Annotated in this window: 28 protein-coding genes and 1 pseudogene; 13 read left to right on the forward strand and 16 right to left on the reverse strand. The window is 72.9% G+C overall.

Features of this window, described 5'->3' with window-relative positions; genetic code table 11:
- The first annotated feature begins 9 nt into the window (after positions 1-9).
- The 3 genes from H1226_RS10405 (at position 10) to H1226_RS10415 (ending at position 3,346) form a co-directional block, all read left to right on the forward strand.
- Complete coding sequence (locus H1226_RS10405; protein ID WP_258348748.1) at positions 10-1,953, forward strand: galactan 5-O-arabinofuranosyltransferase; 1,944 nt, start codon at positions 10-12, stop codon at positions 1,951-1,953.
- A gap of 82 nt (positions 1,954-2,035) precedes the next feature.
- Complete coding sequence (locus tag H1226_RS10410; protein ID WP_258348749.1) at positions 2,036-2,854, forward strand: siderophore-interacting protein; 819 nt, start codon at positions 2,036-2,038, stop codon at positions 2,852-2,854.
- Between the two features lie 168 nt (positions 2,855-3,022).
- Complete coding sequence (locus H1226_RS10415; protein WP_224957563.1) at positions 3,023-3,346, forward strand: SCO4225 family membrane protein; 324 nt, start codon at positions 3,023-3,025, stop codon at positions 3,344-3,346.
- A 164-nt stretch (positions 3,347-3,510) separates the two neighbouring features.
- Here the strand turns inward: H1226_RS10415 and H1226_RS10420 are convergent, their stop codons facing one another.
- The 3 genes and pseudogenes from H1226_RS10420 to H1226_RS10425 all read right to left on the reverse strand — a co-directional run bounded on the left by H1226_RS10420 (position 3,511) and on the right by H1226_RS10425 (position 5,272).
- Positions 3,511-3,696, reverse strand: coding sequence for a tRNA-dependent cyclodipeptide synthase (locus H1226_RS10420; RefSeq protein WP_258348752.1), 186 nt, complete (start codon positions 3,694-3,696; stop codon positions 3,511-3,513).
- Positions 3,697-3,778: 82 nt separating this feature from the next.
- Positions 3,779-3,952: pseudogene (locus H1226_RS28295) on the reverse strand (DUF6092 family protein); the annotation flags it as partial.
- A 489-nt stretch (positions 3,953-4,441) separates the two neighbouring features.
- Positions 4,442-5,272 carry an SDR family oxidoreductase gene (locus H1226_RS10425; RefSeq protein ID WP_258348753.1) on the reverse strand — a complete coding sequence of 277 codons (831 nt, stop codon included), beginning with the start codon at positions 5,270-5,272 and terminating at the stop codon, positions 4,442-4,444.
- A 101-nt stretch (positions 5,273-5,373) separates the two neighbouring features.
- Between H1226_RS10425 and H1226_RS10430 the strand changes: the two genes are divergently transcribed.
- The 3 genes from H1226_RS10430 to H1226_RS10440 all read left to right on the forward strand — a co-directional run bounded on the left by H1226_RS10430 (position 5,374) and on the right by H1226_RS10440 (position 8,425).
- Complete coding sequence (locus H1226_RS10430) at positions 5,374-6,198, forward strand: helix-turn-helix domain-containing protein (protein WP_258348757.1); 825 nt, start codon at positions 5,374-5,376, stop codon at positions 6,196-6,198.
- Positions 6,199-6,413: 215 nt separating this feature from the next.
- Positions 6,414-6,785, forward strand: a complete 372-nt coding sequence (locus H1226_RS10435; RefSeq protein ID WP_258348759.1) for a MerR family transcriptional regulator — start codon at positions 6,414-6,416, stop codon at positions 6,783-6,785.
- 152 nt (positions 6,786-6,937) lie between these two features.
- Positions 6,938-8,425 (forward strand): SulP family inorganic anion transporter, encoded by a 1,488-nt coding sequence (locus H1226_RS10440; protein WP_258348762.1) that lies wholly within the window; start codon positions 6,938-6,940, stop codon positions 8,423-8,425.
- Between the two features lie 48 nt (positions 8,426-8,473).
- Here H1226_RS10440 and H1226_RS10445 read toward each other — a convergent pair whose 3' ends face one another.
- The 5 genes from H1226_RS10445 to H1226_RS10465 all read right to left on the reverse strand — a co-directional run bounded on the left by H1226_RS10445 (position 8,474) and on the right by H1226_RS10465 (position 12,821).
- Positions 8,474-8,710: a helix-turn-helix domain-containing protein gene (locus tag H1226_RS10445; protein ID WP_258348764.1), complete on the reverse strand. Its 237-nt coding sequence runs from the start codon at positions 8,708-8,710 to the stop codon at positions 8,474-8,476.
- Between the two features lie 11 nt (positions 8,711-8,721).
- Entirely contained in the window at positions 8,722-9,552 is an 831-nt protein-coding gene (locus tag H1226_RS10450; protein ID WP_258348765.1) for an SDR family oxidoreductase, read from the reverse strand.
- A gap of 144 nt (positions 9,553-9,696) precedes the next feature.
- Positions 9,697-10,989, reverse strand: coding sequence for a CitMHS family transporter (locus H1226_RS10455; protein WP_258348766.1), 1,293 nt, complete (start codon positions 10,987-10,989; stop codon positions 9,697-9,699).
- 114 nt (positions 10,990-11,103) lie between these two features.
- The gene (locus H1226_RS10460) at positions 11,104-11,730 is read right to left on the reverse strand and encodes an aspartate/glutamate racemase family protein (RefSeq protein WP_258348767.1); all 627 of its coding nucleotides are present in this window, start codon (positions 11,728-11,730) and stop codon (positions 11,104-11,106) included.
- A complete protein-coding gene (locus tag H1226_RS10465; protein WP_258348768.1) occupies positions 11,727-12,821 on the reverse strand; it encodes an isocitrate/isopropylmalate dehydrogenase family protein in 1,095 nt (364 codons plus the stop codon). Before H1226_RS10465 ends, H1226_RS10460 begins: the two co-directional genes overlap by 4 nt.
- A gap of 287 nt (positions 12,822-13,108) precedes the next feature.
- Between H1226_RS10465 and H1226_RS10470 the strand changes: the two genes are divergently transcribed.
- The 5 genes from H1226_RS10470 to H1226_RS10490 all read left to right on the forward strand — a co-directional run bounded on the left by H1226_RS10470 (position 13,109) and on the right by H1226_RS10490 (position 19,300).
- Complete coding sequence (locus H1226_RS10470; protein WP_258348769.1) at positions 13,109-14,485, forward strand: NAD-dependent succinate-semialdehyde dehydrogenase; 1,377 nt, start codon at positions 13,109-13,111, stop codon at positions 14,483-14,485.
- Positions 14,485-14,901, forward strand: coding sequence for a cupin domain-containing protein (locus tag H1226_RS10475; protein WP_258348770.1), 417 nt, complete (start codon positions 14,485-14,487; stop codon positions 14,899-14,901). Before H1226_RS10470 ends, H1226_RS10475 begins: the two co-directional genes overlap by 1 nt.
- Positions 14,902-15,031: 130 nt before the next feature.
- A complete protein-coding gene (locus tag H1226_RS10480; RefSeq protein WP_258348772.1) occupies positions 15,032-15,895 on the forward strand; it encodes a GntR family transcriptional regulator in 864 nt (287 codons plus the stop codon).
- A 218-nt stretch (positions 15,896-16,113) separates the two neighbouring features.
- Complete coding sequence (gene asnB, locus H1226_RS10485; protein ID WP_258348775.1) at positions 16,114-17,943, forward strand: asparagine synthase (glutamine-hydrolyzing); 1,830 nt, start codon at positions 16,114-16,116, stop codon at positions 17,941-17,943.
- Between the two features lie 130 nt (positions 17,944-18,073).
- Positions 18,074-19,300, forward strand: a complete 1,227-nt coding sequence (locus H1226_RS10490; RefSeq protein ID WP_258348778.1) for a DUF418 domain-containing protein — start codon at positions 18,074-18,076, stop codon at positions 19,298-19,300.
- A 48-nt stretch (positions 19,301-19,348) separates the two neighbouring features.
- Here the strand turns inward: H1226_RS10490 and H1226_RS10495 are convergent, their stop codons facing one another.
- On the reverse strand, positions 19,349-19,615 hold the full coding sequence (locus H1226_RS10495) for a cupin domain-containing protein (RefSeq protein ID WP_258348780.1): 267 nt from the start codon (positions 19,613-19,615) through the stop codon (positions 19,349-19,351).
- A gap of 34 nt (positions 19,616-19,649) precedes the next feature.
- On the opposite strand from H1226_RS10495, the gene H1226_RS10500 reads away from it, so the two are divergent.
- Complete coding sequence (locus tag H1226_RS10500) at positions 19,650-20,003, forward strand: DMT family transporter (protein ID WP_258348782.1); 354 nt, start codon at positions 19,650-19,652, stop codon at positions 20,001-20,003.
- A 175-nt stretch (positions 20,004-20,178) separates the two neighbouring features.
- Here the strand turns inward: H1226_RS10500 and H1226_RS10505 are convergent, their stop codons facing one another.
- The 7 genes from H1226_RS10505 to H1226_RS10535 form a co-directional block, all read right to left on the reverse strand.
- A complete protein-coding gene (locus H1226_RS10505) occupies positions 20,179-20,433 on the reverse strand; it encodes a hypothetical protein (protein WP_258348784.1) in 255 nt (84 codons plus the stop codon).
- Positions 20,434-20,709: 276 nt separating this feature from the next.
- Entirely contained in the window at positions 20,710-22,200 is a 1,491-nt protein-coding gene (locus tag H1226_RS10510) for an aldehyde dehydrogenase (protein ID WP_258348785.1), read from the reverse strand.
- A gap of 1 nt (position 22,201) precedes the next feature.
- Complete coding sequence (locus tag H1226_RS10515; RefSeq protein ID WP_258348786.1) at positions 22,202-22,939, reverse strand: alpha/beta fold hydrolase; 738 nt, start codon at positions 22,937-22,939, stop codon at positions 22,202-22,204.
- Entirely contained in the window at positions 22,936-23,487 is a 552-nt protein-coding gene (locus tag H1226_RS10520; protein WP_258348787.1) for an amino acid synthesis family protein, read from the reverse strand. The genes H1226_RS10515 and H1226_RS10520 overlap by 4 nt, the downstream gene beginning before the upstream one ends.
- On the reverse strand, positions 23,484-24,086 hold the full coding sequence (locus tag H1226_RS10525; protein WP_258348788.1) for an amino acid synthesis family protein: 603 nt from the start codon (positions 24,084-24,086) through the stop codon (positions 23,484-23,486). The genes H1226_RS10520 and H1226_RS10525 overlap by 4 nt, the downstream gene beginning before the upstream one ends.
- Positions 24,083-25,213, reverse strand: a complete 1,131-nt coding sequence (locus H1226_RS10530; RefSeq protein ID WP_258348789.1) for an LLM class flavin-dependent oxidoreductase — start codon at positions 25,211-25,213, stop codon at positions 24,083-24,085. The genes H1226_RS10525 and H1226_RS10530 overlap by 4 nt, the downstream gene beginning before the upstream one ends.
- Positions 25,214-25,378: 165 nt before the next feature.
- Positions 25,379-26,068 carry a GntR family transcriptional regulator gene (locus H1226_RS10535; RefSeq protein ID WP_224965807.1) on the reverse strand — a complete coding sequence of 230 codons (690 nt, stop codon included), beginning with the start codon at positions 26,066-26,068 and terminating at the stop codon, positions 25,379-25,381.
- A 197-nt stretch (positions 26,069-26,265) separates the two neighbouring features.
- Between H1226_RS10535 and H1226_RS10540 the strand changes: the two genes are divergently transcribed.
- Positions 26,266-26,844: a hypothetical protein gene (locus tag H1226_RS10540; RefSeq protein WP_258348793.1), complete on the forward strand. Its 579-nt coding sequence runs from the start codon at positions 26,266-26,268 to the stop codon at positions 26,842-26,844.
- Positions 26,845-26,857 lie beyond the last annotated feature (13 nt).

Here is a 26,857-nt window from a genome sequence, read left to right on the forward strand (position 1 = left end):
CACCTGATCATGGGTGCAGTCGCCGACGAAGCCGCAGGACGGGCGGAGTGCTCGCTCCGGATCAGGCCGAAGCGCTTCATCCTCGAACTCTCCGCGGCCGTCGTGCTCGCCGCGGTGGTGAGCCTCGCCGTGCAGCTGCCCCTCGCCCGCCTCGGCCTCAGCGAACCCACCGAACTGCCCGAGCTCGCCGCCACCGCCGGTGCCGCGCTGCTGCTCGTCCTGCTGCTCGGCGGCGCCCGGTTCGCCGACCGCGTCCCCGCCCGGCTGCGGCTGCCCGCGATTTGGGTGGCGCTGCCCGCGCTGGCCACCACCGTGCTCGCCTGGCCGCTGGAACCGACCCGGCTGTACTACGGCGGCGTGTCCGTCGACCAGATGTTCCGGATGCAGTACCTGACCCGGCTCGCCGACTCGCCGGTGCCGGCGGACATGAACTACCCGGGCATCGCGCCCTACTACCCGGCGGGCTGGTTCTGGCTGGGCGGTCGCTTCGCCGACCTCACCGGGCAGCCCGCGTGGGCCGCGTACAAACCGTTCGCGCTGCTGACCATCGCCGTCACCGCCGCCGTCGCGTTCACCCTGTGGAGCACCGTGGTGCGCAGGCGGGTAGCCGTGCTGTGCGCGGTCGCCACCACGCTCAGCGGCTTCCTGCACGGCTTTGACGAGCCGTACGCGTGGATGTCGGTGGCCTGGCTCGCGCCGGTCGCCGTCGCCGCCTGGCACGTACTGCGCTGCCGGGAGCACCCGCACCGCGCCGCGCACCTCGGCATCGGGCTGTTCCTCGGCTTCACGGCCATCACCTACGCGCTGTACCTCGCGTTCGCCACCGCCGTGCTCGTCGGGATGGCCGCCGTCGTCGCCACCGCCCGCATCCGCGCCGGAGGCGGCGTCGCCCGCGTCGCAGGCCCGCTGGTGCTGCGGCTCGCCGCCGTCGGCGCGATCGGCGGGGTCGTGGCGCTGACCGCGTGGGCGCCGTTCCTGCTCGCGAAGCTCGGCGGAGCCGGGGGTGCGGGCGCGGCGAACCGGTACCTGCCCGCGGAATCGGTGCCGCCGTTCCCGTTCCTCGAACCCACCCCGTTCGGCGCGCTGTGCCTCGCCGGGTTCTGCTGGCTGGTGCTCGCGTGCCGCCGCGACGAGACGGCGGCGGCGCTGCTCGTGCTCACCGGCGCCACCTACGCGTGGTTCGCGCTCTCCGCGCTCGCCGTCGCGGCGGGCACCACGCTGCTCGCGTTCCGCACCACCGCCGCGCTGGAGGTGCTGCTCGCCGCCGCAGGCGTGCTCGGACTGCTCGACCTGTGGCGGCGCGGCCTGCCCCGGCTGCGGGAGCGGTGGCGCGCGCGGGTCGCGGCGCTCGCCGTGCTGCTCGGCCTCGCCGGATCGATCAGCACCGTGGAGACCGCGCTGGCCACCAGCATCGCCGAGGCCGCGGGTCCCGCCTACGAGGACTACTACCCGACGGGCTCCAACGCGCAGCGCAGGCAGGACCCCGCGCAGCCCGGGGCGTGGAACGACGAGCTGGCCACCGCGCTCGCCGGAACCACCGGCCGCCCGCCCGCCCGGATCACGCTGCTCACCACGTACCACCCGATCATGTCGTTCGCGCCCTACTGGGGTTTCCAGCAGGAGACCCCGCACTACGCCAACCCGCTCGCGCACTACGAGGAGCGCGCCGCGCTGATCCGCGGCTGGGCAGGCGCCGCCGGGCCCGACGAGCTCGCCGCGATGCTGCACCGCAGCCCGTACCCGCCGCCGAACGCGTTCCTGCTGCGCCGCGAGGACGACGGGCTGCACCTGACGCTGTCGCACGACGCGTTCCCGCACCAGCCCAACGTGCAGATCTACGACGTGCGCTTCGGCCCGGCGCTGTTCGACTCCCCGCGCTTCGTCCGCCGGGACGTCGGTCCCTTCGCCGTCATCGCGCTGACCGACCCCGGGGGAACCCGTTCGTCCCGGTGATCGGGGCGGTGGGCCGTTCACCCGAGGCGGATCGTCAGGTTAGCCTTGCCTCAGAGAGACGAATCGCGATGAGGAGGGCCGAATGGCTGGAGCGGGCAAGCCCAGGCCGATCAAGCGGCTGCGAGTGCTGCGCAAGGAACAGCTCACCCCGCACATGATCCGCATCGTGGCGGGCGGGGACGGCATCCGGGCTTACCAGCACAACGAGTTCACCGACGCGTACGTGAAGGTGATCTTCCCGGTGGCCGGCGTGGCGTACCCGGAACCGCTGGACATGGGCGTCATCACCGCGGAGCTGCCGCGCGAGCAGTGGCCCAGCACCCGCACCTACACGGTCCGGTACTACGACGCCGACGCGGGCGAGCTCACCATCGACTTCGTGCACCACGGCGACACCGGCCTCGCCGGGCCGTGGGCGGCGAACGCGGCGGTCGGCGACGAGCTGCTGCTCGCGGGGCCGGGCGGCGCTTACGCGCCGGACCCGGCCGCGGACTGGCACCTGCTGGTCGGTGACGAGAGCGCGCTGCCCGCGATCGCCGCCGCGCTGGAGGCGCTGCCCGCGGGCGCGCAGGCGCGGGCCGTGGTCCTGGTGGACGACGTGCAGGAGCAGCAGCCGCTGGCGACCAAGGCCGACGCGCAGGTCCGCTGGCTGCACCGCGCGGCGGGCGACGACGTGGCGACCGCGGTGCGGGAGCTGGAGTTCCCGCCCGGCGACGTGCACGCCTTCGTGCACGGCGAGGCCGGGTTCGTGCGGGAGCTGCGCCGCTACCTGCTCGACGAGCGCGGCGTCACCAAGGACCGGCTGTCGATCTCCGGGTACTGGCGCCAGGGCAAGAACGACGAGCAGTGGCGCCAGGAGAAGGCCGCCGAACGCGCCGCCGAGCAGGCCGCGACGGCCTGACCGCCCCTCGGCCCGCCGCGGGCGGGTCGGGCGGCACGAGGGTGGTGGACGTCCCGGGATCGGCACGGGGGCGTCCACCGGCGCGGGAAACGGGTACTACTACTCATGCGCCCCGCGCCGAAGGAGGCGATCATGAGTGCTCGCAGTCGTTCGCCCAGGAGGAGCAGCATGACCGAGCAGAAGCGATCCCCGATCCAGGCGTTCCGCCGCCTGCTGGTCAACCCGGTGTCGCTGGGCTACCTGGCCCTGGTCGCCGCCGTCTGGGCCTGGGTGCTGGTGATGACGTTCCTGGTGCCGCACCCGGACGCGAGCCTCGCCGGGGTGTGGGGCTTCCTGGTGACCGCGCCGACCTCGCTGCTGTTCCTGGGCATGTCGAGCCCGTTGGTGTGGGTGGGCGTGGCCGTCGCGGCGGTGTTCCAGGCCCTGCTGCTCGGCGCCGCGTACCGCGGGATCACCGGCCTCGTCCGCCGGGCCGGGACCAGCGCCGCCTGAGCGGGGCGTTCACCGCGGCAGCCCGGGCCCGGACGGTCCCTGAGGCGAGGCAGCCCTTCGTGCACAGCCCCGTTCGGGCCGGGCGAGGGGGCTTCGCGGCCCTCGCGCTGTGCTGGACCGCCTCGAACCGCGGCCGGCCGACGCCCTGTCCCGGTGAGCGGGCATCACGAGGTGGAATTCGGCTCCACCACGAGGAATCCGTGATCGCGATCCGCGGGGAGCACGCCGTTTCCGGGGCGGCACAGGAACTCCACCACCGGTGTGCTGGTGTGGTAGCAGACCACCGACGAGTCGACGCCGAAGACGCCCGCTGGGTCCAGGAAGAACGGCAGCTCGGCGAGCCGCAGCACGTCCCCATCCGGGCGCGCAGTTCGTCGAGCAACGAGCCGAAGTCGGCGGTGCGTGCACGACTGCGTCGAGCAGGGTGAGCACGGGCGCCAGCCGCGGGTCGGCATCACCGGCGATCAGCAGGGCGCGCCGAGCACCTTCGAGCAACCGGGACACCGCGTAGTCGCGGGTCTCCCCGAGCTGCCTGCGGCCGCTGCTGCGCAGGAATACCGCGAGCAGCAGGATTTCCTCGCCGTCGTCGACGTCACCAGTGCTCATGCCGCACGACCTCCGAGTCGTCGCGGCGCACCGACCGCTGGTGTTCCCCGTCCGGACGGCCGATCGGCACTACCAGCACCGGGGCGATGCGGCCCGGGAGGTCGACCGACCTGCGGACGGGTCCGGCGAGGAAGCTGCTGACGGGGCAGCCGCCGAGTCCGAGGGGGTCGCGTCGTCGATCGGTTCACCGGTGAAGCGCCGGGTCCCAGTGCGCCCGGCGCGCTCGCGATGTCGTGTTCGGTGGTCATCCTCCGTCCCCCGTCCGCCCGGCGTCCTGGGCCGCTGCCCACGACGTCCGCTCGGGCATTCGGTCGTCGAACCACCGGGTGGTGGAGGGGGAACAGGTCGCGACGGTGCGATCGGCGTTCGCCGGACTGGTGGTTCCAGCGCGGTCCGCGATTCCGGTGCGGTGCGGCCGAATTCGATGCACGGCCCGTCGATCTTCGATGTGGGTGCTGTCCCGCACCGGGCGGCCCGACTCGCCCGCGGTCAGGCGTCGGTTCCGGCGGCGCTCGCCTCCTGCGGCTCCACTTGGGCGAGGCGGGCCCGCAGCGACGCGGTCACCGCGCGGTACGAGTCGCTGCCCAGCACCAGCCGCAGCGGGGCGGGCCGCTGCTCCGCGCTGTCGATGACGCGGGCCGCGATCTTCACCGGGTCGCCGACGATCGGCACCGGCGCGCCCTCCCGGAGGCCGCGCACGAAGGCGGCGGGTGTGCCGTCGTAGGCGGCGAGCGGTGCGCCGGTGCGCAGGCTGGAACCCGCGAACGCGGTGCGCGCCCCGCCCGGTTCGACCAGCGTCACCTCCGCGCCGAACGGGGCGACCTCCTGGGCCAGCGCCTCGAAGAAGCCCTCCACGCCCCACTTGCTCGCGTGGTACAGCGAAGCGCCCGCGTGTGCGGCGATGCCCGCGACCGAGGAGATCGGGATCAGCCGTCCGCCGCCCTGCGCCCGCAGGTGCGGCAGCGCGGCCCGCGCCGTCTGGATGGAGCCGAGCAGGTTGGTGGTGATCTGGTGCAGCACCTGCTCGTCGCTGACCTCCTCGGCCGCGCCGAACAGGCCGTAACCGGCGTTGACGACCACCACGTCGATGCGGCCGAGGTCGGCGAACGCGGCGTCCACGACCTCCCGGATCCGGGGCAGGTCGGTGACGTCGAGGTGGGCGAGCCGGAACCGGTCGCCGTGGGCGTCGCGGAGGTCGTCGGCGGAACCCTCGCGGCGGACGGTGCCCGCCACCCGGTCGCCGCGGGCCAGCAGTTGCTCCGCCAGCTGCCGCCCGAATCCGCTGTTGACGCCGGTGATGAGCCAAGTGCGCGTTGTCATGGCACCGAGCCTCGCCGCCCGCGGGCGCGCCCGGCAGCCCCCGCTGTTCCTGGTAGTGCGGGGGACACCCACCGCGCCGCCGCGGCGGCATACTGGAGCGCATGGGCAACGCGCTCGGCGACTTCCTGCGGGCCAGGCGGGAACTGGTCACCCCGGCCGAAGTGGGCCTGGCGCCCGGCACCGGCCTGCGCCGGGTGCCGGGGCTGCGCCGCGAGGAGGTCGCGACCCTCGCGGGGATCAGCGTCGAGTACTACCTGCGCTTGGAGCAGGGCCGGGACCGCAGCCCGTCGCCGCAGGTCATCGAGGCGATCGCCGGGGTGCTGCAACTGGACGCCGAAGGCGTCGAGCACCTGACCGCGCTCGCGAGCCCCCGGCCGCGCCGCCGCGCGCGGCGGGAACCGCAGGTACCGCGCGGGCTGGAGCTGCTGCTGCGCACGCTCAACGTGCCCGCGCTGGTGTGCACCAAGTACGGCGAGGTGCTGGCGGTGAACGCGCTCTCCCGGGAACTGCTGCCGAGCGCGGCACCGGGTACGAACCGGCTGCGCGCCCTGTTCACCGAACCGGAGGCGCAGCACCGCGTCCCCGATTGGGAGGAGCACGCCGCCGACGCGGTCGCGCACCTGCGCGCGCAGAGCGGCGCCGACGTCGAGGACGAGCGGCTGCATGCGCTGATCGGCGAGCTGTCGATGAAGAGCGAGCGGTTCCGCACCCTGTGGGCGCGGCACGACGTGCGCCGGGCCCACGGCAGCCGGTTCCGCGTCCGGCACGCGAAGCTCGGCGAGGTGGAGCTGCTGGCGGAGAAGTTCACCGTTCCCGGCGACGGCGGCCTCGAAGCGCTGCTGCTGCACGCCGAACCCGGCACCGCCTCCGCCACGGCCCTCGCCCGGCTCCGCGACCTGGTGGACCTGCGAACCGACCCCGAGTGAACCGCGCTGTCCTCGCTCCCCTAGGCGGGCCGGTCCTGTCAGCGGCGAAACCGCTGAGCCGCCGGCCACCTGATCAGCCGGACTCCGGCGGGTTCCCAGCGGTTCCCCTGCTCGCGGAGCACGCGGCCGCGATCCGCGCCACGAGGTGACGCGCGGGGACCGCCGGGGCGCCCGGGTAGGGTCGGGGATCCACCGCGGCGAGGGAAGGGACCGGCTTGGGCGAGCGGATGCAGATCGGCGAAGTGGCCGAGCGCACGGGGCTGTCGCTGCGGACGATCCGCTACTACGAAGAGGTCGGCCTGGTCGTCCCGAGCGACCGCAGCCCCGGCGGTTTCCGCCTCTACACCGACCCGGACGTCGACCGGCTGCGGCTGATCATGCGGATGAAGCCGCTGGGCTTCCAGCTCGACGAGATGCGCGAGCTGCTGGCGATCCTCGACCCGAAGGACGGCGACCCGGAGATCGCCGACCCGGACGCCCGGCTGGCCGAGTTCACCGCGGGTGCCGAGCAGGCCTGCGAGAAGCTGCGCGCCAAGCTGCGCATCGCCGAGGAGTTCGCCGAAGTGCTGCGCGCCCACCGGGCGTGATCCCGCCCTCATCGGGTTCCGGGGGTGGGAGTCCGCGCGACGGTCTCGTCTAACGTAAGGGGAGAGTTGCGGGTCGCCCGCCGCACCGCTGCCCCTTCCGGCGGCACGAAACCTCCGCGCCCCCCGCGGCGCCCGAGCACGTCTGGACCCCCGTGTCGAACTCCGCCGCCCCCACCTGGGCACGCCCGTCGTGGCTGTCGCCGAAGGTCGCCCGCACCGAGATCCTCGGTGGACTGGTCGTCGCGCTGGCGCTGATCCCGGAGGCGATCTCGTTCTCCATCATCGCCGGGGTCGACCCGAGCGTCGGCCTGTTCGCCTCGTTCACGATGGCGGTGGTGATCTCGATCGTCGGCGGTCGCCCTGCGATGATCTCCGCGGCGACCGGGGCGATCGCGCTGGTCGTCGCGCCGATCAGCCGCGAGCACGGGCTCGGCTTCCTGGTCGCCACCGTCATCCTCGGCGGGATCTTCCAGGTGGTCCTCGGCTCGCTCGGCGTGGCGAAGCTGATGCGGTTCGTGCCGCGCAGCGTGATGGTCGGCTTCGTCAACGCACTCGCCATCCTGATCTTCACCGCGCAGGTGCCGGAGCTGATCGGCGTGCCGTGGGCGGTGTACCCGCTGTTCGCCGCCGGGCTCGCCATCATGGTGCTGTTCCCGAGGCTCACCAAGGTGGTCCCGGCGCCGCTGGTGGCGATCGTCGCGCTGACCGCCACCACGATCGCCGCCGGGATCGCGGTGCCGACCGTCGGGGACAAGGGCGCGCTGCCGTCCGCGCTGCCCGTGCCCGGGCTGCCCGCGGTGCCGCTCACCCTGGAGACCCTGCGGCTCATCGCGCCGTACGCGCTGGCCTTCGCGCTCGTCGGGCTGATGGAATCGCTGATGACGGCGAAGCTCGTGGACGACATCACCGACACCCGCTCGAACAAGACCCGCGAATCCATCGGGCAGGGCGTCGCGAACATCGTCACCGGTCTGTTCGGCGGCATGGGCGGCTGCGCGATGATCGGTCAGACGATGATCAACGTGAAGACGGCGGGCTCCCGCACCCGGCTGTCCACGTTCCTCGCCGGGGCGTTCCTGCTGGTGCTGTGCCTGGTGTTCGGGCCGGTCGTGTCGCGGATGCCGATGGCGGTGCTGGTGGCGGTCATGGTGCTCGTCGCGTTCGGCACGTTCGACTGGCACAGCATCGCGCCGCGCACGCTGAAGCGGCTGCCCGCGGGGGAGAGCATCGTGATGGTGGTGACGGTGGCCGTGGTGGTGGCCACCGACAACCTCGCCGTCGGCGTCGTCGTCGGCTCGATCACCGCGATGGTGATCTTCGCGCGCCGGGTGGCGCACCTGGTGGAGGTCAGCGCCGTCACCGACCCGGACGGGCGGCAGGTGGTGTACGCGGTGCGCGGGGAGCTGTTCTTCGCCTCCAGCAACGAACTGGTGTCCCGGTTCGACTACGCCGCCGACCCGGAGCACGTGACGATCGACCTGTCGGCCGCGCACATCTGGGACGCCTCGACGGTGGCCGCGCTCGACGCGATCACCACCAAGTACGGGTCCCGCGGCAAGCAGGTGGAGATCACCGGCCTGAACGAGCCCAGCGCCACCCTGCACGGCAGGCTCACCGGCAGGCTGACCCCCGCGGGATGACCGAGGTCAATGGCCCATTCGCCCAGGGAACCGGGGTGAATGGGCCATTCACCTGGTGATCAGGGTCGGCAGTTCGTCGTGCAGCGCCCGGACGAAGGCCCGCGCGGCGGGGGAGGGGCGGGCCTGCCGCTCGAACAGCGGGCCGCCCGCGGCGTCCTCGGCGGCACCGATCTGGCGGGAGATCGCGGATTGCGTGTACCCGAGGGCTTCCGCGGTCGCGGTGAACGACCCGCGGCGGGCGACCTCGACGAGCACCCGCAGCCCGGTGAGCGTCAACTCCGACATGCCGTCCAGTATCAGTGCCGGGCGCCGGTGAACTCGGCGTCGGCCGCGCCCGCCGACTCGCGCTGCGCCTCCCACCCGGCGAGCCGCTCGCGCACCGCGGTCGTGACCAGCTCGTAGGCGTCGGAGTTCAGCAGCAGCCGCAGCGGCGGCGCCGGGGACACGGCCGCCTCGATGATCGCGTGCGCGATGCCGGAGGGGCTGCCGACCATCTCCTCTACCGGCGTCGGCGCCCGGTCCGCGGGCCCGCCGCGGTACGGCTCGCCGGCCGGGACCCGCTCGGCGACGTCGAAGAAACCGGTGCGGACCTGGCCGGGCTCCACCAGCACCGTCCTGATCCCGAACGGTTCCACCTCCTTCGCCAGTGCCTCGAAGTAGCCCTCCACGCCCCACTTCGTCGCGTGGTAGATCGCGAAGCCGGGGAAGGCGAGGTGACCGCCCATGCTGGACAGCTGCACGAACACCCCGCCGCCCTGCGCCCGCAGGTGCGGGACCGCGCGCCGGGCCAGCTGGATGGACGCGGTCAGGTTGGTGCCGATCATCTGCTCGACCTGCTCGTCGGCGAGGTCCTCGCCCGCACCGAACACGCCGTAACCGGCGTTGGACACGAGCACGTCGATGCGGCCGAGCTCGGCGAACGCCTCGGCGAGGACCTGCTCGACGCGGGCGGTGTCGGTGACGTCCAGGCTCCACCGCCGCAACCGGTCGCCGTGCTCCCTGGCGAGGTCGTCGAGCCGTTCGGGCCTGCGCAGGGTGGCGGCGACCCGGTCGCCGCGCCGCAGCGCCTGCTCGACGAGTTCGCGGCCGAAGCCGCGGGAACCGCCGGTGATGAACCACGTGGTCATGCTGATCTGCTTCCTCCACTGGGTGGGAGGGCGAGGTGGTTCCCGGGCCACCACGCCGCCCTCCGCGGACACCACCCAGCCTCCGCCCGCCGACCCATGCCCACAAGCGAGGTTTCCGCACCTCGGCCATGCGGGAACCGCATGTCACACCACGCTGATCGCCCCGGTGAGGACGGCGAAGGCGATGTAGGCGACGGAGGCCAGCAGCACCCAGGGCAGCGCGAAGCGCTGGAACTCGCCGAGGTCCCGCTTGACCAGGCCGAGCAGCACCCACAGCGGTGCCGAGGTCGGGCCGATCGAGTGCATCATCTGCCCGATCGCGCCCGCCCGGGCGATCTCCACCGCCGGGATCCCGTAGTGCCCCGCGGATTCGGCGAGCACCGGCAGCACGCCGAAGAAGTACGCGTCGTTCGACATGAAGAAGCTCAGCGGCAGGCTGATCACCGCGGTGAACAGCGGCAGCAGGTTGCCCATCGACGCCGGCACCACCGACAGCAGCGCGTCCGCCATCGCCTTCGTCATGCCGGTGTCGGTCATGATGCCGGTGAAGATCCCGGCGCCCAGCACCAGCATCACGACCGGGACCGCGCTGCTCGCGTGCTTCTTGACGACCTCGGCCTGGTCCGCGAGCCGCGGGTGGTTGACGACGAGGGCGACGACGAACGCGAGCATGAACAGGTTCACCAGCTCGGCGACGCCGAACACCAGCAGCACCAGCAGCAGCACCGTGAGCCCGGCGTTGAACCAGGTCCGCCAGGTGCGCCCGTCGCGGTCCACCCGCTGTTCGGCGATCTCGGCGGCGAACTCCTCGATGACGGCGCGGTCGATGCGCTTGCGCTGAGCGCGCCCCAGCAGCCAGGAGATCGTGATGATGGCCAGCGAGGTCAGCGCCATCGGCGCGATCATGTGCACGAAGTAGTCGGTGGAGTCCAGGTGCAGCACGCTGATCCCGCGGGTCGCCGCCCCGCCCCACGGCGTGGTGCCGGAGATGGTGCCCAGCGCCATCGTCGCGATCGCGGCCAGCACCAGCGGGTTGATGCCCAGCCGAAGGTAGATCGGCAGGAACGCCGAGCACAGGATCATGTAGCTGGTGGTGCCGTCCCCGTCGAGCGCCACCAGCAGCGCGAGCACGGCGGTGCCGACGCAGATGCGCGCCGGATCGCCCTGCGAGAGGCGGATGATGCCCCGCGAGATCGGGTCGAACAGCTTCGCGTCCATCATCACGCCGAAGTACAGCACCGCGAACAGCAGCAGGATCGCGGTCGGGGCGACGATCTCCAGGCCGTTCAGCATCATCTCGTCGAGGCGTCCGCCGAACCCGGCGGCCACGGCGAACACGACGGGGGTGGCCATGATGGCGACGAAGGCGGTCAGGTAGCGGCGCATCACCAGCGCCATGAAGACGCCGAGGGTGGCGAAGCCCAGGACGGCGAGCATCGTTGCTCCTTTGCTGCTCCCGGCGGTGGTGCGGGCGCGACGGGGCGCCCGCACCACCGGGGGAGCGGGGGTCGTGGCGAGGGGTGCGGCCGAGCCGCGGCCGGCGGGCCGGGCTCAGGCCGCGCCGAGCAGCTGCGTCCGCAGCGAGCGCGCGGCGAGCAGCGGCGGGCTCAGCACTTCCGTGCCGAGGTCCGCGGCGAGCGCGGCGGCGTGCGGGCTCAGCGAGTACTGCGCGAGCAGCACCAGGTCGGCCGCGGGCAGGTGCGGGCGCACCGCCACGGCGAGGGAATCGGCGCCGGCCGGCTGCGCGAGCGCGGGCAGGACTCGTGCCTCGGGAGCCGCGATGTCCAGCCGCCCGGCCGATTCCGCGAGCGCGCTGTCCAATGAGGACACCAAAACGGCGGTGGTCCGGCCGCGGCGGGCGAGTTCGGCGAACGCGGCGTCGTCGGCGCCCCGCACCGGTGCGGACCACAGCTGCCGGGCGAGCCCGGCGACCGGCCCGTACATCGAGCAGCTCAGCTGCACCGCCTCCGCCCCGCCGTCCACGGCGTGCCGGATCAGCCCCAGCATCCGCCTGCGCAGCGCCGGGGTGAGCCCGCCCGCCGCGTCGGCCTCGGAGACCAGCCGGTCGTCCAGCAGGTTCCAGGCCGTCGCTTCCGGGAACGCCTCGCGCAGCGCCGCGTTCGCCGGTTCCACCGCGGCGGGCGCGGCGTGCACGAACGCCACGAGCGGGCGGGTCATCTCGCGTCCGCGATGGCGGCGGCGACAGCGGCGGCGAACGCCGTCGTCCCGGCGGAACCGCCCATGTCCGAGGTGCAGGTCCCGGCGGCGACGGTGCGCGCGATACCCGCGTCGAGCGCCGCGGCGGCGGCGCGCAGGCCCGCGTCCTGGTGCCGGTCTCCCAGCCACTGCAACAACATCGAGCTGGACAGCATCATGGCGATCGGGTTCGCGAGGTCCTTGCCCGCGATGTCGGGGGCGGAGCCGTGCGCGGCCTGCGCCATGCCCTGCCGGTCCGAGACGTTGATCGACGGCGCGATGCCCAGCGAACCGGCCAGCTCGCCGGTGAGGTCGGAGAGGATGTCGCCGAACATGTTCTCGGTGACGATCACGTCGAACTCGGGGGCGCGGCGCAGCAGGTGCACCGTCATCGCGTCGATGTGGTAGTCGTCCACGGTGACGTCGGGGTACTGCTCGGCGATCTCCCGGCAGACGTCGCGGAACAGGCCGGTGGTCAGCCGCAGCACGTTCGCCTTGTGCACGATGGTCAGCTTGCCGCGGCGCCCGCGGGCCAGCTGGAAGGCGGTGTGCGCGATCCGCTCCACGGCGGGCCGGGTGATGATGCCGTGCGCGATCGCCACGTCCGGGGTGGGCATGAACTCGCCGGTGCCCGCGTGGGTGTTGCGGTCGGCGTAGAAGCCCTCGGTGTTCTCCCGCACGATCACCAGGTCGGTGCCGGGGACCATCGCCTTCGCGCCCTCGAAGGACTTGGCGGGGCGGATGTTCGCGTACAGCCCGAAGCGGGTGCGGATGGTGCCGCTGGGGTTGAGCCGCGAGCGGTGCGGTTCCGGGTAGGCGGCGCTGTCGTGCGGCCCGAGCAGCCAGGCGTCGAGCTCGTCGAGCGCGGCCAGCGTGGACTCCGGCGAGGGCGTGCCGTGCTCCTCGATGGCGTCCCGGCCCAGCGGCAGCGGCACCCACTCGACGGCCGGGGCCCCGGCGGCGGTGAGCGCGGCGTCCACGGCGCGGGTGGCGGCCGGCACGATCTCCGGTCCGATCCCGTCGCCTTCGAGCAGGCCGAGTCGGTAGGTGCGGGCGGATCGGGGTGCGGTCATGGATCTCTCCTCGGGTGGTGCGTTCCCGCGACATCCTGGAGGTTATAACCTCGCTCGGTCAAGACCTGGAACCAGGGAGGTTCAGCCGAGCTGAGCAGCGGACTAGTGCGTGCGCAGTGCTTATAACGAATCGGATCGCGGTGGGCGCCGAGTTGGTACTTGTGCGTTGAGAAAAACCATCCGGTCGATTAGCGTCCTGCTCCGCCGGGACACCGCGGACCGCCGCGACCGGGCCGCGAACCCCGGAACCCGCACCCTCAGAACCCCTCCTGGAACGGAGCAGCCCCGTGACCATCCTGTCGATCGACCCGGCCACCGAGGCCGAACTGGCGCGGTACGAGGTGGACGGTCCCGCCGAAGTGGACGCGGCCCTCGCGGCCGCCGCGACCGCCCAGCGGGCCTGGCGCCGGACGCCGCTCGCCGAGCGCACCGCGCTGCTGCGCGAGATCGCCCGCGTGCTGCGCGCCGGGCGGAAGCGCTACGCCCGGCTGATCACCGCCGAGATGGGCAAGCCGATCGCCGAAGCCGCCGCCGAGGTCGACAAGTGCGCGCTCACCTGCGAGCACTACGCCGAGCACGCCGCGGAGCTCCTCGCCGACCGTCCTGTTCGGACGGACGACGGCGAGGCGCTGGTCGTGTGCGAACCGCTCGGCGTGGTCCTCGCGGTGATGCCGTGGAACTACCCGTTCTGGCAGTTCTTCCGGTTCGCAGCCCCCGCGCTGGCCGCCGGGAACGGCGCGATCCTCAAGCACGCCAACAACGTTCCGCAGTGCGCGCTCGCGATCGGCGAGGTGCTGCGCGACGCGGGCGCGCCCGCGGGGCTGTGCCGGGCGCTGCTGGTCGAGGTGCCGGTCGTCGCCGAGCTCATCGCCGACGACCGGATCGCCGCGGTCACCCTCACCGGATCCACCGAGGTCGGCGCGATCGTCGCCGGACAGGCCGGGAACGCGCTGAAGAAGCAGGTGCTCGAACTCGGCGGCTCCGACCCGTTCCTGGTGCTCGCCGACGCGGACGTGCCCGCCGCGGCCGCCGCCGCGGTGCGGGCCCGGTTCACCAACGTCGGCCAGTCCTGCGTCAACGCCAAGCGGTTCCTGGTGGCCGAGCCGATCGCCGAGGAGTTCGCCGCCGCCTTCACCGCGGCCGCCGAAGCGCTGCCCGTCGGCGATCCCACCGACCCGGCCACCCGGATCGGCCCGATGACCCGCGCGAACCTGCGCGACGCCCTGCACGACCAGGTGCTGCGCACGATCGCCGCGGGCGCGCGGCTGCGCACCGGCGGCGAACCGGTGCCGGGGCCCGGTTTCCACTACCCGCCGACTGTGCTGGACCACGTCGAACCGGGCATGGCCGCGTTCGACGAGGAGACCTTCGGACCGGTCGCGGCGATCACCCGCGTCGCCGGTGCCGAGCAAGCGGTGGAACTGGCCAACCGCACCGAGTTCGGCCTCGGCGCCGCGGTGTGGACCCGCGACCTCGCGCTGGCGCGGCGCATCGCCGCCGAGATCGACGCGGGCGCGGTGTTCGTCAACGGCGTCGTCGCCTCCGACCCGCGGCTGCCGTTCGGCGGGGTGAAGAAGTCCGGTTACGGCCGCGAACTGGGTGCCGAGGGCATCCGCGAGTTCGTCAACGTCAAGACCCTCTGGATCCGCGAGGAGCGCGCCTGATGCCCGAGCACGAGACCTTCCCCGCCGCCGTGCTGCGGCCGGCCGAGCTGTCCGCGTTCTCCCGCGGCGGCGGTGCCCGCACCATCCCGCTGGTCACCCGGGAGCGCGGCGCCACCACGTTCCTCAACGGGCAGACCCTGTTCGAGGGCGGGGCGGGCATCCCGCTGCACACGCACGACTGCCCGGAGAGCGTGGTGATCCTCGAAGGTGATGCGATCGCCGAGATCGACGGCGTCGAGCACGAGCTCACCGCCTTCGACACCACCTACGTCGACGCGGGGGTGCCGCACCGGTTCCGCAACGCCTCGGCGACCGCGCCGATGCGCATCCTGTGGACCTACGCCTCCGTCGACGCCACCCGAACCCTGGTGGCCACGGGAGAAACCCGGCGCGTCGACGCGGAGCACGGGGCCTGACGCCTGCCTCGTCCGGAACCTCGCCACCGGGCTGGCGCCGCGGGATCCCGACCGTCGGGGCGGGAACCGGCGCCGGCGCCGAAGTAGGCTCGCTCGGCACACCGCCCCCTCGCGGAAGGACCGGGAGCTCATGGCGACGCCCCTCGTCGAGCAGATCGCGGCGCGCATCGCGGAGCACATCCGCGAGGAGCGGCTCGTGCCGGGCACCCGCCTGGTGGAGCGGGCGCTCGCGGAGCGCCTCGCGGTGTCGCGCTCGCCGGTGCGCGGCGCGCTGCGGCTGCTCGCCGCCGACGGCGTGGTGGCGGCGGGGGAGCGCGGCGGCTACGCGGTGCTGCGGGTTCCGGACGCCGCACCGGTGGCCGAGGACGGGGACGGCGTCGAGGCGACCTACCTGCGGATCGCGGGGGACCGGTTGGACGGGCGGCTGCCGGAGCGGGTGACCGAGAGCGGGCTCGCCCGCGAGTACGGGCTCACGCCCGCGCAGCTGTCCCGGATCCTGCAGCGGATCGGTGCCGAGGGCTGGATCGAGCGGATGCCCGGCTACGGCTGGCGGTTCCGGCCGATGCTCACCTCGCAGGGCTCGTACCGGGACAGCTACCGGTTCCGGTTGACGATCGAACCGGCCGCGCTGCTCGAACCGGATTTCCAGCTGGACGAGGACGCGGTGCGGGAGGTGCGCGCGCAGCAGCAGCACCTCGTGGACGGCGCGATCCGGGAGGTCGGCGACGCGGAGCTGTTCGACCGCAACAGCGCGTTCCACGAGGTGCTGGTGCAGTGCTCGGGCAACGCGTTCTTCATCGACTCGCTGCGCCGGGTGGACCGGTTGCGCCGGTTGGTGGAGTACCGGCGGACGCTGCCGCGGGACCGCGCGGTGGTGCGCTGCCGCGAGCACGTGGAGATCGCGGACCTGCTGCTGGCGGGGCGCCGGGCGGAGGCGGCGGAGCGGCTGCGCGAGCACCTGGGCTCGGTCGGCGCCGAGAAGGCGGGGGAGTAGTGCCGGTCGCGCTCCGTGTTCGGTCCGGTCCGGGGTGGCGCGCGGAGAACTTCGCATTCGTCCTGTTCACGTGGTATTTGCGATGTGCCCGCAACATCGCGACATCTATGATTTACATCACTCGGCGTCACACTTTTGCTCCGCAGTGAGCGCGGGTCCCGGCCACTAGCGTCCATTTCGTTAGTTTGAGCAGCTATCTAAATGGGTGAGGTGGTCGTATGTGCGGCATCACGGGCTGGGTCTCCTACGGGCGTGATCTCGGTACCCAGGACCGAGTGCTGCGGGACATGACCGAAACGATGGCCTGCCGCGGCCCGGACGCCGCGGGCACCTGGGTCGCACCGCACGCCGCGCTCGGGCACCGGCGGCTCGCCGTCATCGACCTGCCCGGTGGCGCGCAGCCCATGGAGGTCGCCACGCCCGACGGCGCGGTCGCCATGGTCTACTCCGGCGAGGCCTACAACTTCACCGAGCTCCGCGCCGAACTGCGCGGGCGCGGGCACCGGTTCGACACCGACTCCGACACCGAGGTCGTGCTTCGCGGATACCTGGAGTGGGGCGAGCAGCTCGCCGAACACCTCAACGGCATGTACGCCTTCGCGATCTGGGACGAGCGCACCGAGAAGCTCGTGATGATCCGCGACCGGATGGGCATCAAGCCGTTCTACTACTACGAGACCGCCGACGGCGTGCTGTTCGGCTCCGAGCCCAAGGCGATCCTGGCGAACCCGGACGCCGAACCGGTCGTCGGCCTCGACGGGTTGCGCGAGATCTTCTCGTTCGCCAAGACGCCCGGCTTCGCGGTGTGGGAGGGGATGCGGGAGCTCAAGCCCGGCCACCTCGCCATCGTCGACCGCAACGGGCTGCGCGAGCGCTGCTACTGGCAGCTGGAGGTCGGCGACCACACCGACGACCGCGACGCCACCGTCGCGCACGTGCGGGAGCTGCTCGACGACATCATCGCCCGTCAACTCGTCGCCGACGTGCCGCGCTGCACCCTGCTCTCCGGCGGGCTCGATTCCTCGGCGATGACGGCGATCGCGGCGCTGCAGCTCGCGGAGCAGGGCGAGACGGTGCGCAGCTTCGCCGTCGACTTCCCCAACCAGGCCGAGAACTTCCGCGCCATCGACGTCGCCCCCACCCAGGACACGCCGTTCGTGCACGCCGTGGCCGAACACGTGCGCAGCGACCACGACGACATCATGCTCGACGGCGCGGCCCTGTCCGACCCGGCGGTGCGCGCCGCCGCCGTCGCCGCCCGGGACCTCCCGATCGGTCTCGGCGATCGGGACAACTCGCTGTACCTGCTGTTCAAGGCGATCCGCGAACAGTCCACAGTGGCCTTGTCCGGGGAATCGGCGGACGAGATCTTCGGCGGCTACCCGTGGTTCCACGACGAGCGCAAGCGCGACGCGGACACCTTCCCGTGGCTCGTCGACTCGCCGCTGACCCCGTCCGGGCTGCTCGACCCCGGCCTGAGCGCGCAGCTGGACCTCGGTTCCTACATCGGTGACAACTACCGGGACGCCGTCGCCGCCGCGCCGCTCAAGGACGGCGAAACCGGGCAGGAGAAGCGGATGCGGCAGGTCTGCTACATGCACCTGACCCGCATGGTGCAGACCCTGCTGGACCGTAAGGACCGGATGAGCATGGCCGTGGGCCTCGAAGTGCGGGTGCCGTTCTGCGACCACCGGCTGGTGCAGTACGTGTTCAACACCCCGTGGGCGCTGAAGACCTTCGACGGCAGGGAGAAGAGCATCCTGCGCGGCGCCACCCGGGACACGCTGCCGGAATCGGTGGCCAACCGGAAGAAGAGCGGCTATCCGGGCAGCTTCGACCCGAACTACCTCCGCGCCATCCAGGCGCAGGCCGCGGAGCTGATCGCGACCGACCACCGGGTGCTGGAGTTCTACGACGCGGATCGGCTCAAGGCCGCCACCACCGCCGACGGGGCGACCATCACCCACGAGCAGCGCGGCGCGATCGAACGGTCCCTGGACTTCGCCACCTGGCTGGACCAGCGGAACCCGGTGCTCAAGCTGTCGTGAGCACCGGGCGGGGCGCCCGCGGTGCGCGCGGGCGCCCCGTTCTCCGGGCGGTGGGCGGAAATCCGGGCTTGAGTGTGCCGCAGGGGCACGGAGTGGGATGGGGTTACGACAGCCCGAGAGGAGCCCACCCGTGTCCACCGACACCGTCCCGCGCCCGTCCGCACCACCGGCGCGACCCACCCCGCTCGCCGAGCGGGCGATCGCCCCGGACCTGGCCCGGGGCATGATGCTGCTGCTCATCGCACTGGCCCACGTGCCGTGGTTCCTGTACACCGCGGGCACCGGTGCCGCGCTGCTGCACCCGGCGGGCGGTGGGCTCGCCGACCGGATCGTGCAGGCGGCCACGATCGTCGTGGTGGACGCCCGCACGCACACGATGTTCGCGTTCCTGTTCGCCTACGGGATCGGACAGCTGCACGCCCGGCGGATCGCGGCGGGCGCCTCGCCGCGCGAGGCGCGCGGGCTGTTGCACCGCAGGCACCTGTGGATGTTCGGGTTCGGCCTGGTACACGCCGCGCTGCTGTGGCACGGCGACATCCTCGCCACCTACGGCGTGATGGGACTGGTGTTCGTGCCGCTGTTCCTCGGCCGCGGGGACCGCGCGCTGCGGGTGTGGATCGGGGTCCTGGTGGCGCTCGGCGTCGCGGTGTGCGCGATCTCGGTGATGGCGGGCCCGGTGCCGCCGTCGGTGGGTCCGCGTCCGGAGCGGTTCCCGATCACCGAGACCGGCTACCTCGCGTCCGCGCTGCTGCGGTTGGCGAACTGGGCGCCCACGCCGCTGGCAGGAATCGCCACGCTCGCGCTGCCGACCGCGTTCCTGCTGGGGCTGCTCGCTTCCCGGCACCGCGTCCTGGAGGAGCCCGCCCGGCACCTGCCGCTGTTGCGGCGCACCGCCTTCTTCGGCATCGCCGCGGGCTGGGCGGCGGGCGTTCCGCTGGCGCTGCACCACGTCGGCGTGCTGGGGCTGCCGAACCTGGCGGTCTTCGGCACGGTCCACTTCTTCGCCGGGATCCCCGCCGGGGTCGGTTACGCCGCCCTGTTCGGCCTCGTCGCGCACCGGATCACCGCGCGCGGTGCGAGCCCGGCCAGGCCGGTGCGCGCGTTGGTCGCGTTGGGGCGGCGCTCGCTCAGCGGGTACCTGGCGCAGTCGGCGGTGTTCGTGCCGCTGCTCTCGGCGTGGGGATTCGCGGCGGGGGCGCACCTGTCGAGCTGGTCGGCGGCGCTCGTCGGCGTCGCCACGTGGGTGCTGACCGCGGTGCTGGCGCGGCTCTCGGAACGAGCGGGCGTGCGCGGACCTGCGGAAACCTTGCTGCGCAGGCTCAGCTACCGGGAGCCGCGGCGGCGGACCGCGGTCTGATGCCCGTCGCGGTGCGCGGTTCGAACGGGCCGCGCACCGCGACGTCGGTCAGGAGACGACGTTGCGGAGGAACGTGGTGGTCCCCGCTGCGTCGTTGACGTAGGAGTACCGCTGCGCGCTGGAGTAGATCGCGTAGTCGCCCGCGTCCACGACCGCCACCTCGTCCTCGCGCTCGATGCGCAGCCGCCCGGCCGTCACGAAGACCATCTCGTGCCAGCCGGCGGGGTCCGGTTCGGCGTCGTAGCGGTCACCGGCGGCGAGGCTCCAGGTCCACAGCTGCGCCTGGTCGCGAGCGGGCGCGCTGCCGAGCAGCACCGCGCGGCTGCCGGCCTCGGCACCGCGCCCCGCGGTGGCCTCGATCCTGCCGGGCGGGGCGGACGGCGGGCTGACGACCTCGACGAGGGTGGCGCCCAGGGTGTGGCTGGTGGCGGCGCTCGGGCTCGGCGCGGCGAGCTGCCTGATCCAGATCGCGATGAACTGGGCGCAGCGCGAGGTCCCGCCGACGCGCGCCACGATCATCTACGCGGGCGAACCCGTGTGGGGCGGGATCTTCGGTCGCCTGGCGGGGGATCGGCTGCCGGGGCTCGCGCTCGTCGGCGCCGCGCTGATCATCATCGGCACCCTGGTCAGCGAGCTGAAACCACGCCTGAAGTCCGAAGTGGACACTCCTGCCGCCGAACTGTCCGAGTCCACCACCCGCTGACCGGCGCGGCCCCGCTCCGGCCCGGACGTCCCCGGGTTCCGGGGCACATCGGCGGTCCGCCCCGGCCGCGGCTGGCGGGGTCGAGGCCGCGACCGGCACGATCGCGCGGCCGGGTGGAGTAGGTGACGCGACCCGGCGGACCGCGTTCCGCCCCGACGATCGTCGCGCTCGCGCGTCAGCCGCCGATCTCCTCGCCGAAGCGGAGCAGGGAGCGGAAGAAGTCGATCGGGGCGCTCAGCACCGAGCGGGCCCCGTCGCCGAGAGCTCCCCACCAGTGGTTCACCCCGCCCGCCGCGCCGCTCGGATCCTTCGCGATCACCGCCAGCAGCACGACCGACCCCAGCAGCACCAGCACGATCACCAGCCCGATCAGGCATCCGGTGTTGCGCAGCCGCTTGCGCCAGGACCCGCGCGCGGAACGTTCGGACATGGCAGCCCACCTTCGTCGAGTGGCACCGGACCCTAGAGCAACCGCGGCCCCGTGGGCAGACCCGCGACCGAATCGCCGCCGGATCGTCCCGCGCTGCCCGGCGGAGGCCGGTGGTACCGCTGCCGACCGCCGTCGCAGCAGTGCCGTTCCGCCGCGAACGCCCGGCCGTCGCGCTGAGGACGAGGTTCCGGCCGGTGGCCGATCGAGCCCCGACGTGGTGCGGTCCCGCTCGCCGAATCGGCGAGCGGGACCGCGCGGTGGAACCCGGCGGAGCCGTCAGGAACCCAGCACGAACGGGTCCCGGGCCGGGCTCTCGTCGGTGTTGATCCACACGCTCTTGAGCCGGGTGTACTCGCGCAGCACCTCGGTGCCGTGCTCGATGCCGACCCCGCTCTGCTTGAACCCGGAGCGCGGCGACATCGGCGACATCGCCCGGTAGGTGTTCACCCACACCGTCCCGGCCTCCAGCACCGAGGCGAGCCGGTGCGCCCGCGCCAGGTCCCGCGTCCACACCCCGGCGGCCAGCCCGTAGGAGGTGTCGTTGGCGAGCGCCACCACCTCCTCCTCGGTGTCGAACGGCATCACCGTCAGCACCGGGCCGAAGATCTCCTCCTGGCAGACCCGCATCCCGTTGTCGGTGTCCACGAACACGGTGGGGGAGTAGAAGTAGCCGTCCAGGCCCACGTCCGGCCGTTCGCCGCCGGTGAGCACCCGGCCGCCCTCGTCGCGGCCGATCCGCACGTACTCCTCGATCTTGTCCCGCTGCTCCGCGAACGCGACCGGGCCGAGCTCGGTCTCCGGCTCCAGCGGGTCGCCGATCTTGATGCTGGCGGCGCGGGCCGCGACCTTCTCCAGCACCTCGTCGTAGACCTCGCGCTGCAGGAACACCCGGCTGCCCGCGATGCAGGTCTGCCCGGCCGCGGCGAAGATCCCGGCGACGATGCCCATCGCGGCGCTGTCGGTGTCGGCGTCGGCGAACACGATGTTCGGCGACTTGCCGCCCAGCTCCAGCGTCACCGGCACGAACCGGGAACCGCAGGCGGCGGAGATCCGCGAACCGGTCGCGGTGCTGCCGGTGAAGCTGAGCTTCGCGACCTGCGGGTGCTGCACCAGCGCGTCCCCGGCGTCCGCGCCGAACCCGGTGACCACGTTGACCACGCCCGGCGGGAAACCGGCCTGCTCGAACAGCGGCACCAGCTTCAGCAGCGACGCCGAGGTGTGCTCGGACGGCTTGATCACCACGGTGTTGCCCGCGGCCAGCGCGGGCGCGATCTTCGCGGTGGTCAGCATCAGCGGCGAGTTCCACGGGGTGATCGCCCCGACCACGCCCACCGGCTCGCGCTGGGTGTAGTTGAGCAGCTTGGTGCTGTTCGCGGGGATGACCTCGCCGTGGATCTTGTCGGCGTAACCGGCGTAGTAGTAGAAGTACTCCGGGATCCCGGCCAGCTGGGACCGCATCTCGCGCAGCAGCTTGCCGTTGTCCAGGGTCTCGGTGCGGGCCAGGTCCTCGGCGTTCTCCGCGACGAGGTCGCCGAGCCTGCGCAGCAGCCGCCCGCGCGCGGTCTGCGACAGATCCCGCCAGGACGGCGCCTCGAACGCCGCCCGCGCGGCGCGCACCGCGCGGTCCACGTCGGCCTCGGTGCCGCGCGCCGCCTCGTACCAGGGCCGCGCGGTGGTCGGGTTGGTGCTGGCGAAGTAGCCGCCGTCGGCCGGGGCGACCCACTCGCCTGCGATGTAGTGCTCGTAGCGGGGGAGTTCGGTGCTCATCTCAACGCTCCACGGTCGTGCGGGTGAGGTGCGTGCGGATCTCGGTGACCAGCCGGTCCGGTCGTTCCAGCGGCAGCAGGTGCCGGACACCGGGGACGACGACGGCGTGCGCGTCCGGGATGGTCGCGGCCAGGTGCTCGGTCATCGCGGGCGTCGAACCGGGGTCCTCGGCGCCGGTGATCGCCAGCGTCGGCGCGGTGATCCCCGGCAGCAGCGGGGCGAGCTCCCGGTCCGCGGTCGCGAAGATCCGGTAGCAGGCCAGGTAGGAGTCCAGGTCGTTGCCCAGCAGGGTGGTGCGCAGCCGGTCGGCCAGTTCCGGTTCGCGCGCCTGCCATTCCGGGCTCATCCACCGCTGCACGGCGGCCTCGGCGGTGCCGGCGAAGTCCTGCGCCACGCCGCGCAGCCGGTCGCCGACCGCGGCCGACTGTTCCGGGCTGCGCGCGGCCACCGAGCTCACCAGCACCAGCGACCGCACCAGCTCGGGGCGGCGCACCGCGAGGCACTGCGCCACCAGCGCGCCGAGGGAGAACCCGACCAGGTGGGCGGGACCGTCCAGCCGCCGCGCCACCGCCGCGGCGAGGTCGTCGAGCCCCGCGTCCGGCTCGACGGCCCCGCCCGCGCCGTGCCCGGGCAGGTCCGGGGCCAGCACCGGGTTGTCCCGGGCCAGCTCCGGCGTGCACCGGTCCCACATGCGGTGGTCCAGGCCGACGCCGTGCAGCAGGACCAGCTGGTCGGTCATCGCTCGCTCGACAGCGGGGCGAGCCGCGCCTGCGGGCGGCCCTGCGCCGCCGCGGCCAGCCCGACCACGATCTCGTCGGCGCGCGGTGCGTCGGCCAGCCGCACCTCGATGCTCTGGTGGTGCGAGCGGATCGTCGCGTCGGTGATGTGCTTGAGCGGGATGTCGAAGGTGGTGCCGGCCGCCGCGCGCTTCTCCACCGCGGGCAGCAGCGTGGTGGCGCTCGCGGCCTGCCGGAAGTGGTCGCCGAACTTCAAGGTGTGGATCAGTGCCGACCCGTGCTCGACCTCGCCGTCCAGCCCGACGACGGCGGCCTTGCCGTATGCCTCGATCGGCTCGCCCAGCGCCTCCACCACGCGGGGTGCGAGCAGCGCGCCCAGCGGGGACGCGAACTCCTCGATGCCCGGTGCGAGGTCTTCGACGAATCCGCGGCCGGCCCACGGGTTCTGTAGCACCGCCAGCACCACAGCGGTGCGCGCTCGCGGGTCCACCGGGCGGCCGCCTTCGGTGAGCACGTCCTCGGTGTAGCTCACGATCTTGCGGATGTTCATCGGTCCTCCAGGTCTGCCAGCCGCACCACCGGGTCGGTCTTGCGGTCGCCGATGCGGGCGTTGGGGCGCGGTCCGGTCGACGCGGCCGCGATGACGACGATCTCGTCGGCGGCGGGCGCGTCCGGGATGCGCACCGGGATGGTCTGGTAGTGCGAGCGGGTGGCGGCGTCGGTCTTGTGCCAGATCGGCACGGTCAGCGTGGTCCCGGCGGGCCCGCGCTCGTCGGAGAACACGATGACCGCGGTGCCGCCCGCCAGTTCCCGCAGCACGTTGCCGAAGTACGGGGTGTGGATCAGCGCCGCGCCGTGCTCGATCTCGCCGTCCAGGCCGACGATGGCGGCCTTGCCGAACGCGGTGATCTCGGCCTCGCCGCCGTTCGCCGTGGTCAGCGCCGCGGTGAGCTCGTCGTGCAGGGTGCGGGCCAGGCCGGGCGCGATCCGCTCCACCTCCGCGGAGAGGTCCGCGACGTGGCCGCGGCCCGCCCACGGGTTCGGGATCACCGCGGCCGCGGCGGCCCGGTGCGCGGTGGACTCCACCGGGGAACCCAGCTCGCGCAGCACCGTCTCCGTCGTCGTGACGACCTTGCGCGGCCCGCTCACGAGCCGGCGCCCTGGAAGCGCGGCATGACCTTCTCGGTGAACAGTTCGAGGCTGCGCATCGCGTGCTCGTGGCGCAGGCCGGGGTGCGTGGTCCACAGCAGCAGGTGCTCCAGGTTCAGCTCCTCCTGCAGCTCCTCGATCTTGCCCGCCACGTGCTCGGGGGTGCCGACGAGCAGGTTGCGCTGCTCCAGGAACTCGAAGGACAGCTCGTGGGCGTCGGTGAGCTCCTCGCCGGCCTCCATCAGGTTGCCCAGCCCGCGCCAGTGGGTGATCCACTTGTAGGAGGTCAGCAGCGCCTCCTCGAACTGGGCGCGGGCCTGCTCCATGGTGTCGGCGACGAACACGTCGCGGACCAGCCCGATCCCCTCGCCCAGCGCCAGGTCCCGGCCCGCCGCCTGCGCGGAGTCCCGGTACAGCTGGAAGCGGTCCTTGAGCGCCGAGATCGGCGGCAGCCAGAACAGGCCCTGCACACCCTGCTGGGCGGCGGTCTGGATGGACCGCGGGCTGTCGATCACCTGCCACAGCGGCGGGTGCGGGCGCTGGTAGGGGCGCGGGGTGACGGCGAGCTTGGTGATCACGCCGTCCTCGGTGAACTCCGGGGTGGCCGGCGAGAGCGGGTGCTCCCAGCGCACGCCTGGGGCCGGGAAGGTGTAGAAGCGCCCGTCGTGCGAGAAGAACTCGTTCGACCACGCCTTCTGCAGGATCTCCACGGTCTCGTCGAACAACGCCCGGTTCTGCTCCTGGTCGCGCGGGTCGGCGAGCGTGTTGAGGTTCAGCGCCTCCCGCCCGTAGAGCCCGCGGCCCAGGCCGACCTCGACGCGGCCGCCGGAGAGCTGGTCGAGCTGCGCGATGTCCTCGGCCAGCCGCAGCGGGTGCCAGAACGTGGCGATGTTCGCGGCCTGCCCGATGCGGATGTTCTCGGTGCGGGCCGCGATGTCCGCGCCCATCAGCACCGGGTTCGCGATCAGCTCGTAGCCCTCGTGGCCGAAGTGGTGCTCGGTGTACCAGATGGACCAGAACCCGGCCTGGTCCGCGTACCGCGCGAACTCCCGGGTCTCGTTCATGACCTGGTCGTACTCGCCGAACCGCCCGGGTGCGCCGAGGTTGTGGAAGATGGAGAAACGCATGTCTGCCTCCACGTCGAGGAGAGGGATCCGCACCGGACGGTGCGCGAGTGCCGCGGAGACCGGACGGGCGCGGGGATCGCGCCGCCGGGCGGGCGTGCTCGGGGGACCACCGCCGGGAGAACTCCCCGCGGTGGCCGGTCTTCTCTTGCCGGGGCCGAAGCCGGATCACTCCGGGGCGGGCTGCTCCCGGTGGGTCATGGCCTCGCGCTCGCTGCACCGGACGTGGTCGCGCATGGCCTGCTCGGCGCCGAAGGCGTCCTTGTCCACGATCCGCTTGAACACCTCGTGGTGCTCGTGCAGCGAGGCGCCCAGCCGTCCCGGGTGGCGCAACGTGTTCATCACGACCCGGTGGTAGGCGAGCTGGTTCATCAGCATCTGGTAGTGCTCGGCGAGCCTGCTGTTGTCCGCGCCCTGGATGACCAGGCCGTGGAAGTCGTGCACCAGCTGGGCGTAGCGCTCCACGTCGCCGTCGGCGACGGCGCGTTCGGACTCGGCGAGGTTGTCGCGCAGCAGATCGACCTCCGCGACGCGGCCCCGCTGCGCCAGCAGCTGCACGCCGAGCCCCTCCAGCACCGCCTTCAGCTGGAACAGCTCGCCGAGTTCGCGCCGGGACGGTTCGCGCACGAAGCTGCCGACGCGGGGGACGACCTCGACCAGGCCTTCGGTCTGGAGCTGCTGGAGGGCTTCCCTGATGGGAGTCCGGCTCGTGCCGTAGGTCTCGGCGAGGGTGCCTTCCGACAGCAGCGCACCGGGCTGGTGCTCGCCGCGGATGATCGCCTCGCGCAAACCGTCCAGCACTCGGGCCCGAGCGCCCCGGGCTTGCATACCAGCGGCCCGTGTTCCGGTCTCTTGCATGGCAGGCACGCTAGCCAGCCCGTGCTGGGCAGGTCAATGGGAACCCGTGATTTTTCGCGGTAGCGCCTGGTGATCGATGATCTGAGCAGTGGATCCCAGGTGGATTCTTGACAGTGACCTGGTCCACTCGTAGCGTCCCGCTGACATACAAGCAGGCTCGGTCGGACGGGCACTCGATCCGGACGGGGGACGAAGCGTTGGTCGATGCGGCGGAACCCGGAACCGGTGACCTGGCCAGGGCGGTGGACGTGCTGGCCGCGGAACTGGAACTGCTCACCGGCCACCGGCCGGTGCGGCGGCGACTCGTTCCCGGCCAGGCTCACGTGCACCGGATCGCGCTGACCTGGTGCGGCCGCCGGGACGAACCGGAGGTGTGCCTCCAGGTCCTCGCCCACCCGGCCGCCACCGGCACCGACCCCGGCTGGCTGCCCGCGGAAGCGGGTGCGCTGGCCGAATCGGTCGACATCAAGGCCCGGGCCGAGCGGTTCAAGGACCGCGACGCCGGGATCGCGGCCTGGACCGGGCGGACCGGGCCGGGCTACCACCTCGTGCTGCTCGACATCGCGGGCGATCGGACCCGCGCCGAGCTGGACGGCAGGTGCGCGGCGTTGGAGGCCGGGTACCTCGACGGCGCCGGCTGGATGCGCTTGTACACCGACGGAAAGTTCGGCGAGGGGTCGTTCACCCGAGTCGTGGAGCGCGTGCGCAACGACGTGCGCAGCCGCCTGGGCATCCCCGGCGGGCGCGCGCCGAACAGGAACCAGGGCCTGTGCTGACCCTGGACGGGCA

This window comes from Saccharopolyspora gregorii (assembly GCF_024734405.1).
In the GTDB taxonomy this organism is placed as follows: Bacteria; Actinomycetota; Actinomycetes; order Mycobacteriales; family Pseudonocardiaceae; genus Saccharopolyspora_C; species Saccharopolyspora_C gregorii.